We start from the raw sequence: 20672 nt of genomic DNA on the forward strand, positions 1-20672 counted from the left end.
AGTGTCCGGAACCATTAGACCACTACATGGCATTCGCGGCGAAGCTCAGTGAGAGAATGCGATGGAAACCGCGCCTGAAGCTCAGCCCATCGTAAGCGATGATCAGCCTGATCGAGAGTCATCCGTCGAGTTGCCCAGGAAGCTTGGACGTCTGGCTCTGCTCGGAGCAGCTTGTTTACCGTGGAGATGGTGACTTGGAACTGCCGGCAAATCTCATCCTTTGCCGTTCCCGCAGCCAGTCGGCTTAACAAACCTGCTCTGATTTCAGGCTTAAGTCGCTTCGGTCTAGGGTGGCCCTTCCTGCTGGCCGGTGATACCGACACTTCAGGCATTGGAGATAACGCCGGCTGTGCCGAGAACGCATTCTGCTGGGCGCAAGCAACATCGTGGCATTCAACAAAGGACGAAACCTCGCCGAATAGCCAGGTAATCATCATGAGGTGTTTGAGGGGATGAATGTGCCGGCGTGGCGATCGCACCATTTGCCTGATGAAGCTGGTCGTAGCGGACTCCGTGGATGGTAGCTCTCCATACGGACGAAACCTTCGCAACGCACCGATATGCGCCAATAAGCTCTGTGCCGCATTTTCTGCCGGTAGCGACTTCCGGTAGAGCTGAGCGACCACTACCGGATCAAGGTGCTTGGCGAGGCCTATAGACCCCAAGTCACGGCACGCGGAGGCCACTTGGACAAGGCGCTTCTGTTCCAGTGAGGTGATCACACCATAATCCGAATCGCGCAAAGTGCCGGTACAAGGCATTGTCCAAGTGAAGCGTCCACACCAACGACGGTTTTGGATGCACTCGTACAGCACTTCGCCGTGCTCAGGGCAAACCACCACGCCAGGGTATTGATGACACAGGTGCCAATACGAGACGCCGTTCGAAGCCATATCCCGATCCATGCAAGACCTACACGCTCGCAGGGGGTGATCCGCCCCGAAACCTCCACAAACGAGGCCCAGCCGATACTTCAATGGCCCGAGTGATGAGCTTCTGATCTGAGCAAGCGCCTCCGTGACCGCACTGGCTGACTGAAAAGGAGAGAAGTAAGGGAAAATTGTGTGGTACTCGATGATGGGGATAGCTGCTCCCCAGCGGCCAGCGGTGTTCCGCTCGAAGGCATCCAGGCCACACGGGAAGTCATGCTTGATGCTCCGCTCCGGCAGGTTGAATAGCTCCTCCGCAGTCGAGGCTGGCCGTTGGTGCCCGGACATTAAGTGAAGGCGACTGCAAAGACTGAAAAAGGTCTCTCCTGGTAGCCAAGCGGGGCAAGCACCCGAACAGGACGCATCCATGGTCACCTCTCTGTAGAGCTTGAGACGTGGGGAGGAATTTGGCGCTGTGGATAACTCATTGTAGCCCGAAGGCAATTGTGGATAGTTTTTTTGGGAATAAGAGGAAAGTCAGATATTCAGCAATACCCAGCCGATGTGGATAACTTTCATGTTATCCAATAAGCCGCAGGTGAAGCCATCTTTTCACGCTATCGGGAGAAAATCTCGGAACTTCAAGAATCTATGAGAAGGACCGGAATCTTGTGTGCGCTCAAAGGAAAACTTTAGTGGTTGTCAAGATCGCATTCGTGGCGTTACCATGCGTGGCAATCGCACTAGGCGTAACTGCAAAACGATCTAAAAAACCATAAATATCGGGGTATGCTTATTTTCCAAACTTTGCTACGAATCTAAAGCAAATGTTGGGTATAAGTTAGAATAGTCCAAATCTAAAGATAATGAGGTAGGACATATGAAGGATTCTGGTTAGCTTTTTTGGGGAGCCAGAATAGACAAGGGTCTGAGTTTTACCCCAGACCCCCGTGTCAAGATTCGAGCCCTGACACGGCCATTGTCTATCCGCATGCGCGGGGCGTCAAGCCCTGCCGACTCCTCTCGTCCCTAGAAACGTAAATCCGGGTGTCGCAACCGCACCTGGTCGTATGCATGCGCCAACCGTATGCATGTACTCAGCATGTCCACCTCTGGAAGACCAAGTGGATGGGTATGGACAGCAATGATTTCCGAAAGAACGCTGAAGCGAATCAAGGAACGCCAGGGAAATTTCCGTTGGGGTGATGATTATGTGCCCGCCATTTTTGCCGTGCCGGGTGAAGCCCCTAAGACCTCAAGAATCTGCCGTCTGAACAGCCGCAAGCTAGGCCGCACACTTCACCTGCTCTCCATTCCTGAACGGGTCTTCACGCAACTGGCGTTGTTCAATCCAGCTGTCTTTGAAATCCATGAACAGAAAATGCTTCAACCGCTGCCACATGTGCATCCATTGCACGGCCACCCGCTCGCCACCGGCTTGAACCTCAGCCCACTGGTTGGCACGCTCGCCGCAGCCCAGGAAATTGGGATAAACCATGCCAAGGTGGTGGTCGAGTCATCCAATGGGGAACGGCAATGGTCCGCCTATCCCTACCTTGGGGACCTGCTCCTCTACCTTAGCGGGCCTGATTCAGTACCCTACGCTCTCAACTGGAACATCAAGCTGTCCAAATACGATTTCATGGAAAAAAGGCGCTCCAAATTGAAATCCTTGGAAGCGCGGAGGAAAGACAGAGAACTTGCTGATTTACGGCTCCGCCTAGAAGAAACATATTATTCGAGTGCGGGCATTAGAACAGTTAATCTCTCTCTCGAAGATATAGATCCCATTGTCGCAGCCAACCTCGATCAAATGTTTGGCTTACATGATCGCCCTCTGAGCCTCGAAACTCGTTTGCTAGACGACTTTAGCGCTGAATTGAAAGAAGATTTTTATACCGGTCGCCCGTTAGCGCCTGCTGCGATTGCGTATGCCAATAAGTGGGGTCATCGAGATCAATTTATTGCACGGATATATCAAGATATTTGGAATCGGGCGCTGCCTGTAGACCTGTTTCAATATATACAAATTGATCAGCCACTTGGACAGGCACAGTGCGAGGTCATTGACCACTATCGCGGTTTTTTCTCGGAAGCCGCCCTATGATGGCGGGATCTCGGCTCACTGCGCCAGAGGGCTGCGGTGAGCTTGTCAAAGGACATGACTACTACTTTCTCATCAGCGACGGGGACTGCAACCGTGTCCGCATGGTTGAGTTTGACGAAAAAGGGTCCTCCGCCAAGCTGCTTACGATGACCCGCGTGCGCTTCGAAGCGGCACTAGTAGACGGTGAGATCGTGGAGAAAGGTAGCCACGATCATCCGCCCTGGCTGACGGCTGCGGCAGGGATCGAAACCAAATGGCGTGAAAGCCGGCGTTTTAGCGCGAAACTGTCGTACGAAGAAATGGTGGATCAGCGCCTCATGAGTATTGCGGAACTGATCCCCAAAAGGGCGGAAATACTGTCCTCGGAGGACCCTGAGGCAATCATCAATGCTCACGCCAGAGCTGCGAAGCCAAGGCAGCATCCTGCACGGACAAGACTGTTGTTCTTCACATATCTGGTGTTCGGGCAGACGAAATGGGCGTTGTTGCCCCGCTTTGACCGGTGCGGAAAGTCGAGCAGGAGTGAGAACAACCATAAAAAGATGGGTCGTCCTTCAGCTTACGGTAAGAATCATGGTCACCCTGTAACACCTGACATGAAAGTGAAGATTCTGGATGGCTTCCTAAAACATAAACGGGTGGACAAAACCAGAGACGAGATCTATGGAGCTTCACTGAGAAAAACATTTGGTTGCCGTGTTCGTGAAGGCTCAACGGGAAAAGAGTTCTACCATCCCACAGGTGAGCCGTTTCCAAGCTTTACTCAGTTCTGGTACTGGGTCAAAAAACAAACAGAGCCAGCTCCACTTGCAAAAGAAATGCAAGGACCAAGTGCTGCCCGTGCAAAATCTGGCGACGTCGGAACTTTTGCGGAGATGATCGGCAACCTAAACCAGCGGCTGGAATTTGACGGTTATTATCCAAGCGAAAAAATATCGGGAATCATCGAAGGAGCACCGCTGGATTCATTTTGCGTGGTACGAGTTGCGTGCGGACTGTCAGGAGCAATTGCAGCCGTAGGTTTCGCGAGAGGCAGAGAAAGCATGGAAGCGTACCGGATGGCGTTATTCTGTTTGGCAGTGGATAAAGTCAAATACTGCGAGCTCTTTGGTATTTCTATAAAGCCGGAAGAATGGCCCTGTAAAGGACTATCCAGCCAGATGATCTTCGACAGAGGCCCCGCAGCGCACATGAATGTGTTTGAAGCCCAGGATTGGCTGGGCCGTTTGGAGGTTACACCTACGCACTCTGGTCAATCAAAAGCTACCGTTGAATCCTCACATCCAAGGGACAAGCAACTAAACGATGCGGCGGTATACGTTCATAGCGGCCTCAATCTTGTTGAGATGGCTCGTAGAGAAATCCGTCGAGCAATTAAGGACAATGAGAATTCTGATGCTAGCGATCGGATGGATGGAGATATGTGGCTGGAAGGTTTTTCACCAACCCCGCTGAACGTCTGGAAGTATCACGATGCTGTAGGTCGAAACCATGGCATCAAAATGTCTTTCGACCAAGCAGTTAGAGAGTTCTTGACGCCCATGACTGCGGTAATCAAGCAAAGCGGAGTACATTTTTTTGGGCGAAAATATAACTCAAAAGAGTTAACAGCTACTGGAATATTTGATCGCGTAGGGCCCGGTAGGACGATTCAAGTTACAGCTTACAGCATGACTATGTGCGTACGTCATATATGGGTCGAGGTTGAAGGCAGGCTCTACGAGCTAAGTTTCGTCTACACCGCAAGCACGAGAGCAGGAAGTGGGGATGTCTCCCTGGAAGATCTCCAGTTCATTAACCAGTCGCGGCTCCAAGCTCAAGCAAAACGCCGAAGCGAAAAGGTAGCCATCGATCAGCACCACTATGAAGAATTTGAAAAAGAGACAGGAAAATCCTGGCATGCCGGTGTGAGAAAGCTGGGACGACCTGCAAAAAGTGCTGAAGCGCAGCGGGACTTGGATGATCAGAGAAGACTGATAGGTGATAAATCATGATCGACATAATGCGAACAAGATTCGACGGTCTGATTGACATTGAGTACATTCGAAGGAAGGTAACGATTCGTCCTGTACCAGTCGGCGACATTGATCAGCTGACTCCTATGTTAGCCGCGCACTTTTTAGAAATGACGCTACGGCAGATTTTCCTACCCAATCAATTCAGCCTTGAACTAATTGCAGAGTTGGTAGGTAAAGCAGCGGCACACTCGGCGCTGCGTTCAACATCGGAACAAGCGTTTGTCAAAGGAATGTATTACCCAAGTCCAACTGAAACATTCCCGATCTGCCTGACTGGTTTAGCCGGTGTAGGTAAGTCGGCGACCATCGAAGCGCTTCTTCGTGTAATGCCCGGCCCGACTGAGTTCCAGATAGATCACTGCATGACCCCTCTGACAGCAGAGTCACACTGGTACGCCAGCGCTAAGGGCAAGTCATCTGGTAAGCAACTCCTCACCGACTTTCTCGGCATTGAGGCGTCGACCCGTGAGAACGCAGCAAGCCTCCAACTTAGGGCACAGCAGCAAGCAAACAAGCGTGGTATCTCACTGGCGGTGCTTGAGGAAATGCAGCATTTAACGCCAGGAAAAGGTGTAGCCCTAACAACCGACATACTGCTAACCATGTCCGGTCTCGGCTTGCCTATGGTATTCGTATCAAACTTTAGCCTAGGGCATAAGCTGCTTAAGCGTAATCAGGAAGACACACAGCGGTTGGTAGCACATCCAAGAATCATGTGGCCGGACGCGCCAGATTCAAAAATCTGGGCCGATTTCATAGATGAATGCATCGCAGCGAGTGGTGGTCGTATTCATGCCGATCGCTTAGATTTTTCACATGAAATCTATCGTGGTAGTTATGGCATTAAACGTGCAGCCATCCACCTTATTATACAAGCATATATTCAAGCTCGCCTGGCTAATCGCACGTGGATTGAGTTAGGAGATATCCATAAAGCTTACACCTCAAGTGCGTATTATACTTACAGAACTGACGTTGAGGAGCTGGAACGCATCGCAATCAAACAGAAGACCAAGCGAGACGACCTTCTTTGCCCATTCGGATCACCCACTCGGTCGAATATAGTGCAGTTCGTAAGGAAAGAGCGCGATAACCGTGTCGCTCAAACTGCTTTTAAAGGTGCGCTTACAGCAGAGGAACGCGAAACGCACAAAAGCTTGAAGCTGGATGCTGACGTGAAGGCTGCCCCCCTCAAGCAGCCCAAGCGCAAGCCTTTAGGGAAACCGACAATAGATGACTTGGGGAGTGGTTTTAGCGAGTTCTTTGATGATAAGAAGGATGATTAATATCTTGAACGATCCGTATACTCGACACGCATTAGATCATTAACGCTTCGGACTAATACACCTTTCCTAAGCAAGCTATCTATCAGACCTGCGAAGCTACCGTGCACAATTGCTATTGTGTCTATTATGTCGTCGCTGTACATAATATCAGGACGATAATTTCTGTCCGTATCTGAGATTCTTCTAGAGACATCTAACCTCCAAGAGATATAGGTAAGATATTTTTCAGAAATCTTCCCAGAGCTCCAAAATATTTTGGCCTCATCTGCAAGATGCGCTAGCACACATTCAAGGTTAACGGCGACTTCCGACCGTCCAATCTCCGCGAATATTCTCGCAAATATAAGCTTTTCTTCGTCATGGTTTTTCTCAGATTCATATTCATGGAAATAGCGTCCTTTACATCCTTTCCATAAAAGCTCATGGCCATATCCTGAGCTGTGACGATTAAAGTCATGACCGCATACAGGGCATTTTCTAAGCAGGACTGTATTGTGTTTAGCGCAGACTTTTACGTATCTGTGATCTCGTCTCCAGTATGGGAAGCCAAGTGAGTTAATATCCTCTTTCGCACAGTCGATGCAAATTCCGGCCAGCTGGCTTTCAGTTTCAAATCTTGTAGAAGATCCCTTATACTCTTCTCGGGTATAGCTGCTCTGGCTGGCATCAGGAAATACTGCCACTTGCGAGTAACTTGTGTGATCGTGGAGCAGCCGGTTGAACTCGTAGGTATCAGGCCTTCCAAGTATATCCGCGATTAACCCAATCGATTCTCCTCGCATGTAGTACCTAGAGATCTTCTTGAACTCAATCGACTCAGGTGAGCGTGAATCGACAAAGAAATGCCTTTCCAGAAAGGAACGTAAGGACTCCTGCGGTTGGATGGTCAGCAGCAAGGTGGCGCACCAGGGAGTGTCAAAGCACGAGAGCGGCAAGGGATGTCACGTCGCTTGGAGCCCCTATAGGCTCCAAGCGAGACTGACTTATTTATTCCGAGACTGACTTATTTATTTAAGATCACCACTTCCCCCCTGTGGATAACTCACTCCACCGTCACCGACTTCGCCAGGTTCCTCGGCTGGTCAACATCCGTCCCTTTCAACACAGCCACATAATACGAAAGCAGCTGCAACGGAATGGTGTACAGAATCGGTGCCAGGGCGTCGATGATGTGCGGCATGGCGATGACGTGAGTGCCTTCGCCGTTCTTGAGCCCAGCCAGCTCATCCGCGAACACGATCAGTTCGCCGCCGCGGGCGCGTACTTCCTGCAGGTTGGATTTGAGTTTTTCCAGCAGCTCGTTGTTCGGCGCGACAGTAACGACCGGCATGTCTGCATCGACCAGCGCCAGCGGGCCGTGTTTGAGTTCACCAGCCGGATAGGCTTCGGCGTGGATGTAGGAGATTTCTTTGAGCTTGAGTGCGCCTTCCATTGCTACAGGGAATTGCGCGCCACGACCGAGGAACAGGGTGTGGTGCTTCTCGGCGAACAGCTCGGCGACTTTCTCGATGGTGCCGTCCATTGCCAGGGCTTCACCGAGTCGGGTTGGCAGACGGCGCAGTTCTTCGACCAGTTGTGCTTCAACGCCCTCCTCCAACGAACCTTTGACCTGGCCGAGTGACAGGGTCAGCAGTAGCAAGGCGACCAGTTGGGTGGTGAAGGCTTTGGTCGATGCCACGCCGATTTCCGGGCCAGCCTGGGTCAGCAGAGTCAGGTCGGATTCACGTACCAGTGAGCTGATGCCGACGTTGCAGATCGCCAGGCTGGCCAGAAAGCCCAGTTCCTTGGCGTTGCGCAGCGCTGCCAGTGTGTCGGCGGTTTCGCCGGATTGCGAGATCGAAACGAACAAGGTGTCCGGCTGAACCACGACCTTGCGGTAGCGGAACTCGCTGGCCACTTCCACCTGGCAAGGAATGCCGGCCAGGCCTTCAAGCCAGTAACGCGCGACCATGCCTGCGTGGTAGCTGGTGCCACACGCCACGATCTGAACGTTGCGTACTTTGGCGAACAGTTCGGCAGCCTGTGGACCAAATGCGTGGACCAGCACTTGCTGTTGCCCCAGGCGACCTTCGAGGGTGCGCTGCACGACCTTGGGTTGCTCGTGGATTTCCTTGAGCATGAAGTGACGGTATTCGCCCTTGTCAGCGGCTTCAGCGCCTTCATGGTATTGCACCACTTCACGCTCGACCGACACACCGTCGACGTTCCAGATCTGCACGCTGTCGCGACGGATCTCGGCGATATCGCCTTCTTCCAGGTACATGAAACGGTCGGTCACCTGACGCAGCGCCAGTTGATCGGAGGCCAGGAAGTTTTCACCCAAGCCCATGCCGATCACCAGCGGGCTGCCACTGCGGGCGGCCAGCAGGCGATCCGGTTGTGCAGCGTTGATCACGGCAAGACCATAGGCACCGTGCAATTCTTTCACGGCAGCCTTCAGGGCAACCGCCAGATCTGGCGTGTCCTTGAGCTTGTGGTGCAGCAGGTGAACGATGACTTCAGTGTCGGTATCGGATGAGAAGACGTAACCCAGGCTTTTCAGCTGTTCACGCAGTGCTTCGTGGTTCTCGATGATGCCGTTGTGGACAACTGCCAGTTTATCGGCCGAGAAGTGTGGATGAGCGTTACGTTCACACGGAGCACCATGGGTCGCCCAACGCGTGTGGGCGATACCCAGACGGCCGGTCAGCGGCTCGCCTGCCAGCGCCTGTTCCAGCTCACTGACCTTGCCCGAGCGACGTCGGCGCTCAAGGGTGCCTTCGTTGGTGAAAACAGCCACGCCTGCGCTGTCGTAACCGCGGTACTCAAGACGCTTGAGGCCTTCGAGCAAAATGGCCGTGATATTACGTTCAGCAACGGCGCCGACGATTCCACACATGGTTATCTCCTAGCTGACAGCAGCACAAATCAGATTGATGCCGCGGGCCTGTATCTGATCGCGAGCCTCGCTGGGCAAGCGATCATCAGTAATAAGGGTGTGGATACTGCTCCAGGGCAGCTCCAGATTGGGGATCTTGCGACCGACCTTGTCGGCCTCGACCATGACAACGACTTCCCGGGCGACTTCCGCCATGACCCGGCTTAAACCCAGCAGCTCATTAAACGTGGTGGTGCCACGAGTCAGATCGATGCCGTCGGCACCGATGAACAACTGATCGAAATCGTAGGAGCGCAGTACCTGTTCAGCGACCTGCCCCTGAAAAGACTCCGAGTGCGGATCCCATGTTCCGCCAGTCATCAACAGGACCGGTTCGTGTTCCAGCTCAGTAAGGGCTCGCGCCACATGCAGTGAGTTGGTCATGACCACCAGACCAGGTTGCTGGCCCAGTTCAGGGATCAACGCAGCCGTGGTGCTGCCACTGTCGACAATAATTCTGGCGTGCTCGCGAATTCGGGAAACCGCAGCGCGGGCAATGGCCTGTTTGTAACGGGAAACCGGCTGGCTGCTTTCGCTGATCAGCTCGTGAGGGAGCGGCACTGCGCCCCCGTAACGGCGCAACAGCAAACCATTGGTTTCGAGGGCTGCCAGATCCTTTCGAATCGTAACTTCAGAAGTTTCAAAGCGTTTGGCCAAATCGTCGACGCTAACTTCACCCAGCTCATTGAGCAGGGCAAGAATGTTGTGGCGACGTTGTAGTGTATTGCGCTTCGACATGACAGCCTTAAGTTTCGTTTCGAAAGATAACGAAGGCAATCAAAACCTATTTTTTGGGTTTGGTCAAGGCCAGAGGGTTTGGCAGGGTATTTTCAATGGAGCTTTTGGAACGAGATTCCTGTAACTCTCGCTCCAGTGCTCCGCTCTCAGAAGTATGCATAGGCCAGTTGGACCAACCCGGAATGCATTTCGTGGGAGCGGACTCGTCCGCGAAAACTATTTACATAGATTCCAGGACGGGGGATGGCTTTCGCGGACGAGTCCGCTCCCACAGAACATCATTTTTCCGGGCTGTGGATAACTCAGTCTTTCCTGATTTTTACCGGACGCTTCCAGCCTTCGATGTTGCGTTGGCGGGCGCGAGCCACGCCGAGTTGTTCAGCGGGCACGTTCTGCGTGATGGTCGAACCGGCTGCGGTCGTCGCACCATCAAAGATATCCACAGGCGCAACCAGTGAGTTGTTAGAACCAATGAACACGTCTGCACCCAACGTGGTCTTGTGCTTGTTGGCCCCATCGTAATTGCAGGTAATCGTCCCGGCACCTATGTTGGTACGTGCGCCGACCTCGGCATCGCCCAGATAGGTCAGGTGGCCAACCTTGGCACCCTCGCCCAGGTTCGCATTCTTGAGTTCAACAAAGTTACCCACATGCGCTTTGACGCCCAGCACACTGCCAGGGCGCAGGCGCGCAAATGGGCCGGCATCGCTGCCCTCGCCCAGAATTGCGCCTTCGATGTGGCTGTTGGCTTTGACGATGACCCCCTTACGCAGGGTGCTGTCTTTGATGACGCAGTTAGGGCCGATGACCACGTTGTCCTCGATGACTACCTTGCCTTCAAGGATCACGTTGATGTCGATCAGCACATCGCGGCCGACGCTGACTTCGCCGCGCACATCGAATCGCGCAGGGTCACGCAGGGTCACACCACCTGCCATCAACCGGCGGGCTTCGCGCAGCTGATAATGGCGCTCCAGCTCGGAGAGCTGTTTGCGATCATTGGCACCCTGCACTTCCATTGCGTCGTAAGGCTGCTCTGTAGCAACAATCAGCCCATCATTGACGGCCATGGCGATTACGTCTGTGAGGTAATACTCGCCTTGGGCGTTGTTGTTCGACAGCCGCCCCAGCCAGTCAGCGAGACGCTTGGCAGGCACCGCGAGAATGCCAGTGTTACCTTCGGTGATTGCCTTCTGTGCATCGTTCGCATCCTTGTGCTCGACAATCGCGCAGACACGATTCTGCTCGTCGCGAACAATGCGGCCGTAACCGGTGGGGTCGTCCAGAGTAACGGTCAACAGGCCCAGTTGCTGCGGATTGACGAGTTTGAGCAGGCGCGCAAGCGTCTCCACTTCAATCAACGGCACATCGCCATAAAGAATCAACACGGTCTCAGCCGTAAGTGCAGGCAGCGCCTGAGCAACAGCGTGGCCTGTGCCCAGTTGCTTGTCCTGCATCACGAAATTCAGGTCATCGGCTGCCAGCTGTTCACGAACAGCATCCGCGCCGTGTCCTATCACGACGTGTATTCCACTTGGGGATAACTGACGTGCGCTGTGGATAACATGACCGAGCATGGAGTTGCCAGCCACGGGATGCAGAACCTTGGGCAAGGAGGAACGCATCCGGGTACCTTGGCCAGCAGCGAGAATAACGATATCGAGAGACATGATAGGACTACCAACTGAGCGGCAACCAGGCCGAAGGCGGGTTGACTTGAAAGAGGAAATCTGAAAAAAGAAAAAGGGTAGCCGAGGCTACCCTTTTTCTCAATCGCGCATCGAATGCAGCGGGGTTAGCCGCCGAACTTCTTGCGAATGGTGCGCAGCTGAGCTGCAGCCTCGGCCAGACGAGCAGTTGCAGAGCCGTAGTCGAAATCTGCGCCTTTCTCGTTCAGAGCCTTCTCGGCAGCCAGTACGGCAGCCTGAGCAGAAGCTTCATCCAGGTCGGCAGCACGTTGCACAGTATCGGCAAGCACCTTGACCATGTTCGGCTGAACCTCAAGGAAACCACCGGAGATGTAAAACACCTCGGCTTCCCCACCCTGCTTGATCAAGCGGATCGGGCCCGGCTTCAGATCAGTGATCAGCGGCGCGTGGCCTGGAGCGATACCGAGATCACCCAGGTTGCCGTGCGCAATCACCATCTCGACCAGACCGGAGAAGATTTCCCCTTCCGCGCTGACGATGTCGCAATGGACTGTCATAGCCATTTGCTTGCCTCAACCTAATTAGCGCCCGTTTCCGGGCGCCGGGATTACAGTTTCTTGGCTTTCTCGATCGCTTCTTCGATGCCGCCGACCATGTAGAACGCTTGTTCTGGCAGGTGGTCGTAGTCACCGTTGAGGATGCCTTTGAAGCCAGCAATGGTGTCTTTCAGGGAAACGTATTTACCCGAAGCACCGGTGAAGACTTCTGCCACGAAGAAAGGCTGGGACAGGAAGCGCTGGATCTTACGAGCACGGTTAACCAACTGTTTGTCGGTCTCCGACAGCTCGTCCATACCCAGAATCGCGATGATGTCTTTCAGCTCTTTGTAACGCTGCAACACATACTGAACGCCGCGAGCGGTGTCGTAGTGTTCTTGGCCAATGACGTTCGGGTCCAGCTGACGCGAAGTCGAGTCCAGTGGGTCTACCGCAGGGTAGATACCCAGGGAAGCGATATCACGGGACAGTACGACGGTGGCGTCCAAGTGGGCAAACGTGGTCGCAGGCGACGGGTCAGTCAAGTCGTCCGCTGGTACGTATACGGCCTGGATCGAGGTGATCGAACCATTCTTGGTGGAAGTGATGCGCTCTTGCAGAGTGCCCATCTCTTCAGCCAGGGTCGGCTGGTAACCTACTGCGGAAGGCATACGGCCCAGCAGTGCGGATACTTCGGTACCGGCCAGGGTGTAACGATAGATGTTGTCGACGAACAGCAGAACGTCGTTACCTTCGTCACGGAACTTCTCGGCCATGGTCAGGCCGGTCAGTGCTACGCGCAGACGGTTACCCGGCGGCTCGTTCATCTGACCGTAAACCAGTGCCACTTTGTCCAGAACGTTGGAATCCTTCATCTCGTGGTAGAAGTCGTTACCCTCACGAGTACGCTCACCCACACCGGCGAACACGGAATAACCGCTGTGCTCGATGGCGATGTTACGGATCAGTTCCATCATGTTTACGGTCTTGCCGACACCGGCACCACCGAACAGACCGACTTTACCGCCTTTGGCGAACGGGCAAACCAGGTCGATAACCTTGATGCCGGTTTCCAGAAGGTCGTTGCCGCCAGCCTGCTCAGCGAAGGACGGTGCAGGACGGTGAATGCCCCAGCGCTCTTCGGTGGCAATCGGGCCTGCTTCGTCGATCGGGTTGCCCAGCACGTCCATGATCCGGCCCAGAGTCGCTTTACCGACCGGTACGGAGATGGCTGCGCCAGAGTCTGTTACTTCCAGACCACGCTTCAAGCCCTCGGTGGAGCCCATCGCAATGGTACGAACCACGCCGTCGCCCAGCTGCTGCTGAACTTCCAGGGTGGTTCCTGCCGCGCTTTGAACTTCCAGCGCGTTGTAGATACTCGGTACGCTATCGCGTGGGAATTCCACGTCGATCACGGCGCCGATGATTTGAACGATACGTCCGCTACTCATTAGCTGGTTCCTCTGATATTTGAACCGTTAAACCGCGGCAGCGCCGCCGACGATTTCCGAGATCTCTTGGGTGATCGCTGCCTGACGCGCCTTGTTGTAGATCAGCTGCAAATCGCTGATCAAATCACCGGCGTTGTCTGTGGCGTTCTTCATCGCGATCATCCGCGCTGCTTGTTCAGCTGCGTTGTTCTCGACCACCGCCTGGTACACCTGCGATTCCACGTAGCGAACCATAAGGCCGTCTAGCAGCTCTTTGGCATCGGGTTCGTAGAGATAGTCCCAGTGGTGCTTGAGCCCTTGATCCGGGGTTGCCACCAGCGGAATCAATTGCTCCACTGTTGGTTGCTGGGTCATGGTGTTGATGAACTTGTTGGATACCACGGACAGGCGATCAATACGGCCATCCAGGTAGGCATCCAGCATCACCTTGACGCTGCCGATCAAGTCGTTGATCGACGGCTCTTCGCCCAGGTGGCTGATCGCAGCGACGACGTTACCGCCGAAGTTGCGGAAAAATGCCGCACCTTTGCTGCCGACCACGCACAGATCGATCTCTACACCGTTTTCACGGTTCACCGCCATGTCCTTGACCAGAGTCTTGAACAGGTTGGTATTCAATCCACCACACAGACCACGGTCACTGCTCACTACGACATAACCGACGCGCTTCACAGGGCGCTCGATCATGAACGGGTGGCGGTACTCCGGGTTGGCGTTTGCCAGATGACCAATCACCTGACGAATGCGCTCCGCGTAAGGACGGCTAGCAGCCATGCGCATTTGAGCCTTGCGCATTTTGCTGACCGCCACTTTTTCCATGGCGCTGGTGATCTTTTGCGTGCTTTTGATGCTCGCAATCTTGCTGCGAATCTCTTTTGCGCCTGCCATGTAACACCTATCAGGTTAGCAAGCGGGAGCCTTGCGGCCCCCGCTGCGGCTTACCAGGTTTGGGTGGCCTTGAACTTCTCGATGCCGGCTTTCATGCCAGAATCGATTTCGTCATTGAAGTCACCCTTCACGTTGATCTTCGCCATCAAATCGGCGTGATCGCGGTTGAAGTAAGCAATCAGCGCTTGTTCAAAGCTGCCAATCTTGGCGATTTCGACGTCAGTCAGGAACCCACGCTCAGCGGCATACAGCGACAGCGCCATGTCAGCGATCGACATTGGTGCGTATTGCTTCTGCTTCATCAGCTCGGTAACGCGCTGACCATGCTCAAGTTGCTTGCGGGTCGCCTCGTCCAGGTCAGAAGCAAACTGGGCGAATGCCGCCAGTTCACGGTACTGAGCCAGAGCGGTACGGATACCACCGGAAAGCTTCTTGATTATCTTGGTCTGAGCGGCACCACCCACACGGGATACCGAAACACCGGCGTTCACAGCCGGACGGATGCCGGAGTTGAACATGGCCGATTCCAGGAAGATCTGACCGTCGGTGATGGAAATCACGTTGGTCGGAACGAACGCGGAAACGTCGCCAGCCTGGGTTTCGATGATCGGCAGTGCGGTCAGCGAGCCGGTTTTGCCGGTCACTGCGCCATTGGTGAACTTCTCTACGTACTCTTCGGAAACACGCGATGCGCGCTCCAGCAGACGGGAGTGGAGATAGAACACGTCGCCTGGGTAAGCTTCACGGCCTGGTGGACGGCGCAGCAGCAGGGAAATCTGGCGGTAAGCCACTGCTTGCTTGGACAGATCGTCATAAACGATCAGCGCGTCTTCACCGCGGTCGCGGAAGAACTCGCCCATGGTGCAACCCGAGTACGGTGCAAGGAATTGCAGCGCAGCGGATTCGGAAGCACTTGCAGCCACGACGATGGTGTTAGCCAGTGCGCCGTTTTCTTCGAGCTTGCGAACAACGTTGGCGATGGTCGATTGCTTCTGACCGATTGCTACGTAGACGCAGAAGATGCCGCTGTTCTTCTGGTTGATGATTGCGTCGATGGCCAGAGCGGTTTTACCGATCTGACGGTCACCGATGATCAGCTCACGCTGGCCACGGCCGACAGGAATCATGGCATCGACAGCCTTGTAGCCAGTCTGTACAGGCTGGTCTACCGACTTACGCCAGATCACGCCTGGAGCAACTTTCTCGACCGCATCGGTCTCGGTGTTGTTCAGCGGACCTTTGCCGTCAACTGGGTTACCCAGTGCATCGACAACGCGACCCAGCAGTTCCTTACCAACCGGAACTTCGAGGATGCGGCCAGTGCACTTGGCGCTCATGCCTTCAGCCAGAGTCGTGTAAGCGCCCAGTACAACGGCACCCACGGAGTCTTGCTCAAGGTTCAGCGCCATACCGTAGACGCCGCCCGGAAACTCGATCATCTCGCCGTACATTACGTCGGCCAGACCGTGAATCCGCACGATACCGTCAGACACGCTGACGACTGTGCCTTCGTTACGGGCTTGGGAGGTTACATCGAGCTTGTCGATGCGACCCTTGATGATTTCACTTATTTCGGAAGGATTGAGTTGCTGCATTGCTCTGCTGCCCCTTCAAACTCAAGATTTCAATGCTTCGGCTAGTTTCGCGATCTTGCCACGAACTGAGCCATCGATAACCAGGTCGCCGGCGCGGATTACGACACCCCCTATGAGAGAGGCATCCTCCGCAGCATGCAGGCGCACTTCCCGGCCGAGCCGTGCACTGAGAACCTTGGCGAGTTTGTCTTGCTGTTCTTGGTTCAATGCGAAAGCACTGGTGACATCCACATCGACCGATTTTTCCTGCTCGGCCTTGTACAGGTCGAACAGTTCGGCGATCTCCGGCAGAAGCGGGAGGCGGTCGTTTTCAGCAACGACGTGAATGAAATTCTGTGCCTTGGCATCGAACTTTTCGCCACACACTTCAATAAAAGTGGTGGCCTTTTGTGCGCTCGTCAGTCGCGGGGCCTTGAGCATGCGCTGCATGGTGTCGTCTTGCGACACCGCAGCAGCCAGGCCGAGCATGGCTGACCAATTGGCCAGCTGCTGGTGGGCCTGCGCGTGCTCGAAGGCCGCCTTCGCGTAAGGTCGGGCCAACGTGGTCAGTTCTGCCATGATCGCCCTCGCTTAAATTTCAGCAGCCAGTTTGTTAACCAGCTCCGCGTGCGCGTTTTGATCGATTGTGGCACCCAGAATCTTCTCTGCGCCATTGACTGCCAGGCTGCCCAACTGGGCGCGCAAGGCGTCTTTGACACCGTTCAGTTCCTGCTCGATCTCGGCCTGAGCCTGGGCCTTCACACGGTCAGCTTCAACGCGTGCCGTTTCACGGGCTTCGTCGACAATCTGAGTACCGCGTTTCTTGGCTTGCTCAATGATTTCAGCTGCTTGAGCCTTAGCTTCGCGCAGTTGTTGACCCGCTTTCTCTTGGGCCAGCTCCAGGTCGCGAGCTGCTCGGGAAGCAGCGTCCAGTCCATCCGCGATCTTCTTCTGACGTTCGTGCAAAGCCGCGATGACCGGAGGCCACACGAACTTCATGCAGAAAATCACAAAAATGAAGAACGCAACGGACTGGCCAATCAGGGTTGCATTAATGTTCACGCCAACACCTCGCTCGTTCGTTGTCCATCACACCAATCAACTCGAAAATTCGAGTGATCAGCCAGCGAGTTGACCAACGAAGGGGTTCGCAAAGATGAAGAACAGAGCGATACCAACACCGATCATGGTCACGGCGTCGAGCAGGCCCGCAACGATGAACATTTTAACTTGCAGCATTGGAACCATTTCCGGCTGACGCGCAGCGCCTTCCAGGAATTTGCCGCCCAACAGGCCGAAACCGATTGCAGTACCCAGTGCGCCCAGGCCGATCAACAGTGCAACAGCGATAGCGGTTAGACCAACTACAGTTTCCATCTTTCCTCCCGACTTTTACGTCGTATTGGTTAGGTTTTTTTAATTGAAGCGGTAAAACAAAATCGTTTCTACATCAGCCCTTGCGGGCACCGTCCCGCCGATGGCGAGACGGTCATCAGACACGTCCTGAGACGAATCTCAATGGTTATCTTCGTGAGCCATCGACAGGTAGACGATGGTCAGCATCATGAAGATGAACGCTTGCAGGGTGATGATCAGGATGTGGAAAACAGCCCACGCCCACTGCAGCACTACACCCAGACCGCTGAGCCACAACAGACCACTGCCGAACATCACGGCGATCAGAATGAAGACCAGCTCGCCAGCATACATGTTGCCGAACAGACGCAGAGCCAGAGAAATAGGCTTGGCGATCAGCGTCACGAATTCCAGCAGGAAGTTGACCGGGATCAACAGCGCCTGAACGAACAGGTTCTTGCTGCCGAACGGGTGAAGGGTCAGTTCGCCGATGAAACCGCCGATGCCCTTGACCTTGATGCTGTAGAAAATGATCAGTGCGAACACAGACAGGGCCATGCCCAGCGTGGCGTTCGGGTCAGTAGTCGGAACGGCACGGAACGGAATGTGCTCGTCGCCCGAAATCAGCATCGCCAGCTGCGGAATCCAGTCCACCGGTACCAGGTCGACCGCGTTCATCAGGAAAACCCAGACGAAAATGGTCAGCGCCAGTGGCGCGATAACCGCGCTGCGGCCGTGGAAGCTGTCTTTCACGCTGCCGTCGACGAAATCGACCAGCACTTCGACGAAGTTCTGCAGTGCGCCAGGCTGACCGGAAGTTGCCTTCTTGGCCGCCATGCGGAAGATCAGAACGAAAATCAGACCCAACGCAACCGACCAGCCGAGGGTATCGACGTGGAAGGCCCAGAAACCCATTTCCTTGGCTTCTGCTGCGGTGTGGGCAAAGCCCCATTCGCCATTGGGCAGGTGCCCGAATGTAAGGTTCTGCAAGTGGTGCTGGATATAGCCCGAAGCTGTTTGCTCTGCCATGGTTGCCTCAAACGCCCTAAGGTCTCGAAAGTCTTGTTCTCGTAAGCAGGGGAGCGAACCAGTTGACCACCTGGATCAACATGAACACACCGAATACCGCCAGCGGTGCCAGTGGCTTCACACCTGCGAACGTCAATGCAAAAAGCACTGCCGTGAAAATCAGTTTGCCTGCCTCGCCGGCGTAGAACGACCGCACGATGGCTTGCGCTGCTCTGGCCCCGGAAAACCGGAATGCCTTGTGAGCAAAGTATAAATTGGGTAGCCAGGCTATCAGGCCTCCACAGAGTCCCGAATATCCTGCAACGACTCCTTGCCACTGCCATAGCACCAATGCGGCCATGAGCAGCACGATCAATTGAGCCAGCAATAGCGGAAAAACCGCCAGGCGATAGAACGGCAAGCGGTCTGGCATGCGGGATTCCATCGCAACTGCTCCTTTGATGTCGGTCGCCATAATCAATAACTTGGCATAATTTGTGCCGACAAAATGCGCGCAGAGTATAGGGGCGGTTCAGCCCCTATTCAACAGTCGGGTAGTGATTTCCGACTATACGCTACAGAGCAATTGTTTCAGCGGATGTGAGCGAGCACTCCTTGCAGCTCATCCAGCGAGTTGTATCGGATGACCAATTGGCCTTTGCCCTTCTGTCCGTGGCGAATCTGCACCGCAGAGCCTAAACGCTCGGCCAGACGCTGTTCGAGGCGGCTGATATCAGGGTCGGCCTTGACTGGTTCGGCAGCCTCCGGCTTACCGCTCAGCCACTGCCTGACCAGTGCTTCAGTCTGGCGCACGGTAAGCCCGCGTGCGACAACATGTCGCGCACCTTCAACCTGCCGATCTTCGCTCAGACCGAGCAAGGCGCGTGCATGCCCCATTTCCAGGTCGCCGTGGGACAGCATGGTCTTGATGGCTTCAGGCAAGGCAATCAGGCGCAACAGGTTGGCCACACTGACACGCGACTTGCCGACAGCATCCGCCACCTGCTGCTGGGTCAGTTGAAACTCCTGCTGCAAGCGCTGTAGCGCCATGGCCTCCTCGATAGGGTTGAGGTCTTCGCGCTGAATGTTCTCGATCAACGCCATCGCAATCGCGGTCTCGTCCGGAACATCACGGACCATCGCCGGGATTGTCTCGACACCTGCCTGCTGGCTGGCACGCCAACGGCGTTCACCGGCGATGATTTCAAAGCGGTTGTCGCCGATAGGCCGAATCACGATAGGCTGCATCACACCTTGTGACTTGATCGACTGCGCAAGTTCTTCGAGCGCCTGAGGATCCATGTCGCGGCGCGGCTGATACTTGCCGCGCTGGATAAGGTCCAGCGGCACATGCTGCAACTCACTTGGCGGAGCCTTGACGGCCTGCTCTTCCAGCGAACTGACGGTTGGACTGCTCAGAAGTGCGTCCAACCCACGTCCGAGACCTCGTTTCTTGACGGCCATGGGAATTCCTTAGGTTGGCTGAGCGGTTTTTGCGCCGCGACGTTGACGACGAACCAGTTCACTTGCCAGGGCCAGATAGGCCAGCGCACCGCGAGACGATTTATCATACGCCAGCACCGGCATGCCGAAACTCGGCGCCTCGGCCAGCCTGATGTTCCTCGGGATCACCGTATCGTACAACTGCTCGCCAAAGTGTTCCTTGAGCTGTGCCGAAACATCGTTGATCAGGCTCAGACGCGGGTCATACATGGTGCGCAGCAAACCTTCGATTTTCAGCTGCGGATTGAGCAGTTCAGCGATGCGCTTGATGTTATCCACAAGGTCGCTGAGACCCTCGAGCGCGAAATACTCGCACTGCATGGGGATAATTACCCCGTCTGCCGCAACCAGCGCGTTCAGGGTCAGCATCGACAACGAAGGTGGGCAGTCGATCAGAATGTAATCGTAATTTTCGCGGATCGGCGCCAGCGCATTGCGCAGACGACTCTCTTTCATCTGCATTTCCAGCAGAACCACTTCACCCGCCGTCAGATCACGGTTGGCCGGAAGCAGTTGATACCCGCCGTGTTCGGAAAACTGCATGGCCTCGCCCAAATCGCATTCGCCGATCAACAGGTCATAGACCGAGTTTTCCAGATTATGTTTATCCACACCGCTGCCCATGGTCGCATTGCCCTGGGGATCGAGATCGATCAACAGCACACGGCGTTTGGTCGCGACCAGCGACGCAGCGAGGTTGATGCATGTGGTGGTCTTGCCGACCCCACCTTTCTGGTTCGCTATCGCGAATACCTTAGCCATTCTTGCTTGT

Annotated in this window: 19 protein-coding genes; 3 read left to right on the forward strand and 16 right to left on the reverse strand. The window is 54.7% G+C overall.

The features are described 5' to 3' along the window. Positions 1-14: 14 nt before the first annotated feature. A complete protein-coding gene (locus tag LJU29_RS29840; protein WP_371321896.1) occupies positions 15-1298 on the reverse strand; it encodes a TnsD family Tn7-like transposition protein in 1284 nt (427 codons plus the stop codon). 715 nt (positions 1299-2013) lie between these two features. Between LJU29_RS29840 and LJU29_RS27235 the strand changes: the two genes are divergently transcribed. Genes LJU29_RS27235 through LJU29_RS27245 form a run of 3 tightly spaced genes read left to right on the forward strand, consistent with a single transcriptional unit; the run spans position 2014 to position 6280 of the window. After that, complete coding sequence (locus LJU29_RS27235; RefSeq protein WP_257111456.1) at positions 2014-2976, forward strand: PDDEXK family nuclease; 963 nt, start codon at positions 2014-2016, stop codon at positions 2974-2976. Further along, positions 2973-4970 (forward strand): TnsB C-terminal domain-containing protein, encoded by a 1998-nt coding sequence (locus LJU29_RS27240; RefSeq protein WP_257111457.1) that lies wholly within the window; start codon positions 2973-2975, stop codon positions 4968-4970. The genes LJU29_RS27235 and LJU29_RS27240 overlap by 4 nt, the downstream gene beginning before the upstream one ends. Further along, the gene (locus LJU29_RS27245) at positions 4967-6280 is read left to right on the forward strand and encodes a P-loop NTPase family protein (protein WP_257111458.1); all 1314 of its coding nucleotides are present in this window, start codon (positions 4967-4969) and stop codon (positions 6278-6280) included. Before LJU29_RS27240 ends, LJU29_RS27245 begins: the two co-directional genes overlap by 4 nt. On the opposite strand, the gene LJU29_RS27250 is transcribed toward LJU29_RS27245, so the two are convergent. From LJU29_RS27250 to LJU29_RS27320, 15 genes are all read right to left on the reverse strand, one after another. Beyond that, entirely contained in the window at positions 6277-7176 is a 900-nt protein-coding gene (locus LJU29_RS27250; protein ID WP_257111459.1) for a TniQ family protein, read from the reverse strand. The genes LJU29_RS27245 and LJU29_RS27250 overlap by 4 nt on opposite strands. Before the next feature lie 146 nt (positions 7177-7322). Continuing rightward, the gene (glmS, locus tag LJU29_RS27255) at positions 7323-9158 is read right to left on the reverse strand and encodes a glutamine--fructose-6-phosphate transaminase (isomerizing) (RefSeq protein WP_005756480.1); all 1836 of its coding nucleotides are present in this window, start codon (positions 9156-9158) and stop codon (positions 7323-7325) included. Between the two features lie 9 nt (positions 9159-9167). Continuing rightward, the gene (locus LJU29_RS27260; protein ID WP_257111460.1) at positions 9168-9935 is read right to left on the reverse strand and encodes a DeoR/GlpR family DNA-binding transcription regulator; all 768 of its coding nucleotides are present in this window, start codon (positions 9933-9935) and stop codon (positions 9168-9170) included. Positions 9936-10237: 302 nt separating this feature from the next. Further along, positions 10238-11605, reverse strand: a complete 1368-nt coding sequence (gene glmU / locus LJU29_RS27265; protein WP_057454282.1) for a bifunctional UDP-N-acetylglucosamine diphosphorylase/glucosamine-1-phosphate N-acetyltransferase GlmU — start codon at positions 11603-11605, stop codon at positions 10238-10240. 125 nt (positions 11606-11730) lie between these two features. Continuing rightward, positions 11731-12147: a F0F1 ATP synthase subunit epsilon gene (locus LJU29_RS27270; RefSeq protein ID WP_257111461.1), complete on the reverse strand. Its 417-nt coding sequence runs from the start codon at positions 12145-12147 to the stop codon at positions 11731-11733. 44 nt (positions 12148-12191) lie between these two features. Further along, positions 12192-13571: a F0F1 ATP synthase subunit beta gene (gene atpD, locus LJU29_RS27275; protein WP_002555982.1), complete on the reverse strand. Its 1380-nt coding sequence runs from the start codon at positions 13569-13571 to the stop codon at positions 12192-12194. A 27-nt stretch (positions 13572-13598) separates the two neighbouring features. After that, a complete protein-coding gene (gene atpG / locus LJU29_RS27280; protein WP_003367855.1) occupies positions 13599-14459 on the reverse strand; it encodes a F0F1 ATP synthase subunit gamma in 861 nt (286 codons plus the stop codon). A 50-nt stretch (positions 14460-14509) separates the two neighbouring features. Beyond that, positions 14510-16054: a F0F1 ATP synthase subunit alpha gene (gene atpA / locus LJU29_RS27285; protein ID WP_002555984.1), complete on the reverse strand. Its 1545-nt coding sequence runs from the start codon at positions 16052-16054 to the stop codon at positions 14510-14512. 21 nt (positions 16055-16075) lie between these two features. Continuing rightward, complete coding sequence (locus LJU29_RS27290) at positions 16076-16612, reverse strand: F0F1 ATP synthase subunit delta (RefSeq protein WP_003315956.1); 537 nt, start codon at positions 16610-16612, stop codon at positions 16076-16078. Positions 16613-16624: 12 nt separating this feature from the next. Next, positions 16625-17095 (reverse strand): F0F1 ATP synthase subunit B, encoded by a 471-nt coding sequence (locus tag LJU29_RS27295; RefSeq protein WP_002555986.1) that lies wholly within the window; start codon positions 17093-17095, stop codon positions 16625-16627. A 57-nt stretch (positions 17096-17152) separates the two neighbouring features. Then, entirely contained in the window at positions 17153-17410 is a 258-nt protein-coding gene (gene atpE / locus LJU29_RS27300) for a F0F1 ATP synthase subunit C (RefSeq protein WP_257111462.1), read from the reverse strand. 138 nt (positions 17411-17548) lie between these two features. Beyond that, complete coding sequence (gene atpB, locus LJU29_RS27305) at positions 17549-18418, reverse strand: F0F1 ATP synthase subunit A (RefSeq protein ID WP_002555988.1); 870 nt, start codon at positions 18416-18418, stop codon at positions 17549-17551. Between the two features lie 16 nt (positions 18419-18434). Beyond that, a complete protein-coding gene (locus tag LJU29_RS27310; protein WP_002555989.1) occupies positions 18435-18842 on the reverse strand; it encodes a F0F1 ATP synthase subunit I in 408 nt (135 codons plus the stop codon). A gap of 146 nt (positions 18843-18988) precedes the next feature. Beyond that, positions 18989-19861, reverse strand: a complete 873-nt coding sequence (locus tag LJU29_RS27315) for a ParB/RepB/Spo0J family partition protein (RefSeq protein ID WP_002555990.1) — start codon at positions 19859-19861, stop codon at positions 18989-18991. A 9-nt stretch (positions 19862-19870) separates the two neighbouring features. Then, the gene (locus tag LJU29_RS27320) at positions 19871-20662 is read right to left on the reverse strand and encodes a ParA family protein (RefSeq protein ID WP_002555991.1); all 792 of its coding nucleotides are present in this window, start codon (positions 20660-20662) and stop codon (positions 19871-19873) included. Between the last annotated feature and the right edge of the window lie 10 nt (positions 20663-20672).

Source organism: Pseudomonas ficuserectae, from assembly GCF_024584585.1.
GTDB lineage: Bacteria > Pseudomonadota > Gammaproteobacteria > Pseudomonadales > Pseudomonadaceae > Aquipseudomonas > Aquipseudomonas amygdali.

What these genes read in the sequence shown, in the direction of transcription:
- LJU29_RS27240 (WP_257111457.1), top strand. Translation starts at nt 2,973, where the DNA reads ATGATGGCGGGATCTCGGCTCACTGCGCCAGAGGGCTGCGGTGAGCTT.
- glmU (WP_057454282.1), bottom strand. Translation starts at nt 11,605, where the DNA reads ATGTCTCTCGATATCGTTATTCTCGCTGCTGGCCAAGGTACCCGGATG.
- LJU29_RS27320 (WP_002555991.1), bottom strand. Translation starts at nt 20,662, where the DNA reads ATGGCTAAGGTATTCGCGATAGCGAACCAGAAAGGTGGGGTCGGCAAG.
- LJU29_RS27235 (WP_257111456.1), top strand. Translation starts at nt 2,014, where the DNA reads ATGATTTCCGAAAGAACGCTGAAGCGAATCAAGGAACGCCAGGGAAAT.
- LJU29_RS27290 (WP_003315956.1), bottom strand. Translation starts at nt 16,612, where the DNA reads ATGGCAGAACTGACCACGTTGGCCCGACCTTACGCGAAGGCGGCCTTC.
- LJU29_RS29840 (WP_371321896.1), bottom strand. Translation starts at nt 1,298, where the DNA reads ATGGATGCGTCCTGTTCGGGTGCTTGCCCCGCTTGGCTACCAGGAGAG.
- atpE (WP_257111462.1), bottom strand. Translation starts at nt 17,410, where the DNA reads ATGGAAACTGTAGTTGGTCTAACCGCTATCGCTGTTGCACTGTTGATC.
- atpD (WP_002555982.1), bottom strand. Translation starts at nt 13,571, where the DNA reads ATGAGTAGCGGACGTATCGTTCAAATCATCGGCGCCGTGATCGACGTG.
- LJU29_RS27245 (WP_257111458.1), top strand. Translation starts at nt 4,967, where the DNA reads ATGATCGACATAATGCGAACAAGATTCGACGGTCTGATTGACATTGAG.
- LJU29_RS27310 (WP_002555989.1), bottom strand. Translation starts at nt 18,842, where the DNA reads ATGGAATCCCGCATGCCAGACCGCTTGCCGTTCTATCGCCTGGCGGTT.
- atpG (WP_003367855.1), bottom strand. Translation starts at nt 14,459, where the DNA reads ATGGCAGGCGCAAAAGAGATTCGCAGCAAGATTGCGAGCATCAAAAGC.
- LJU29_RS27270 (WP_257111461.1), bottom strand. Translation starts at nt 12,147, where the DNA reads ATGGCTATGACAGTCCATTGCGACATCGTCAGCGCGGAAGGGGAAATC.
- LJU29_RS27315 (WP_002555990.1), bottom strand. Translation starts at nt 19,861, where the DNA reads ATGGCCGTCAAGAAACGAGGTCTCGGACGTGGGTTGGACGCACTTCTG.
- glmS (WP_005756480.1), bottom strand. Translation starts at nt 9,158, where the DNA reads ATGTGTGGAATCGTCGGCGCCGTTGCTGAACGTAATATCACGGCCATT.
- LJU29_RS27260 (WP_257111460.1), bottom strand. Translation starts at nt 9,935, where the DNA reads ATGTCGAAGCGCAATACACTACAACGTCGCCACAACATTCTTGCCCTG.
- atpA (WP_002555984.1), bottom strand. Translation starts at nt 16,054, where the DNA reads ATGCAGCAACTCAATCCTTCCGAAATAAGTGAAATCATCAAGGGTCGC.
- atpB (WP_002555988.1), bottom strand. Translation starts at nt 18,418, where the DNA reads ATGGCAGAGCAAACAGCTTCGGGCTATATCCAGCACCACTTGCAGAAC.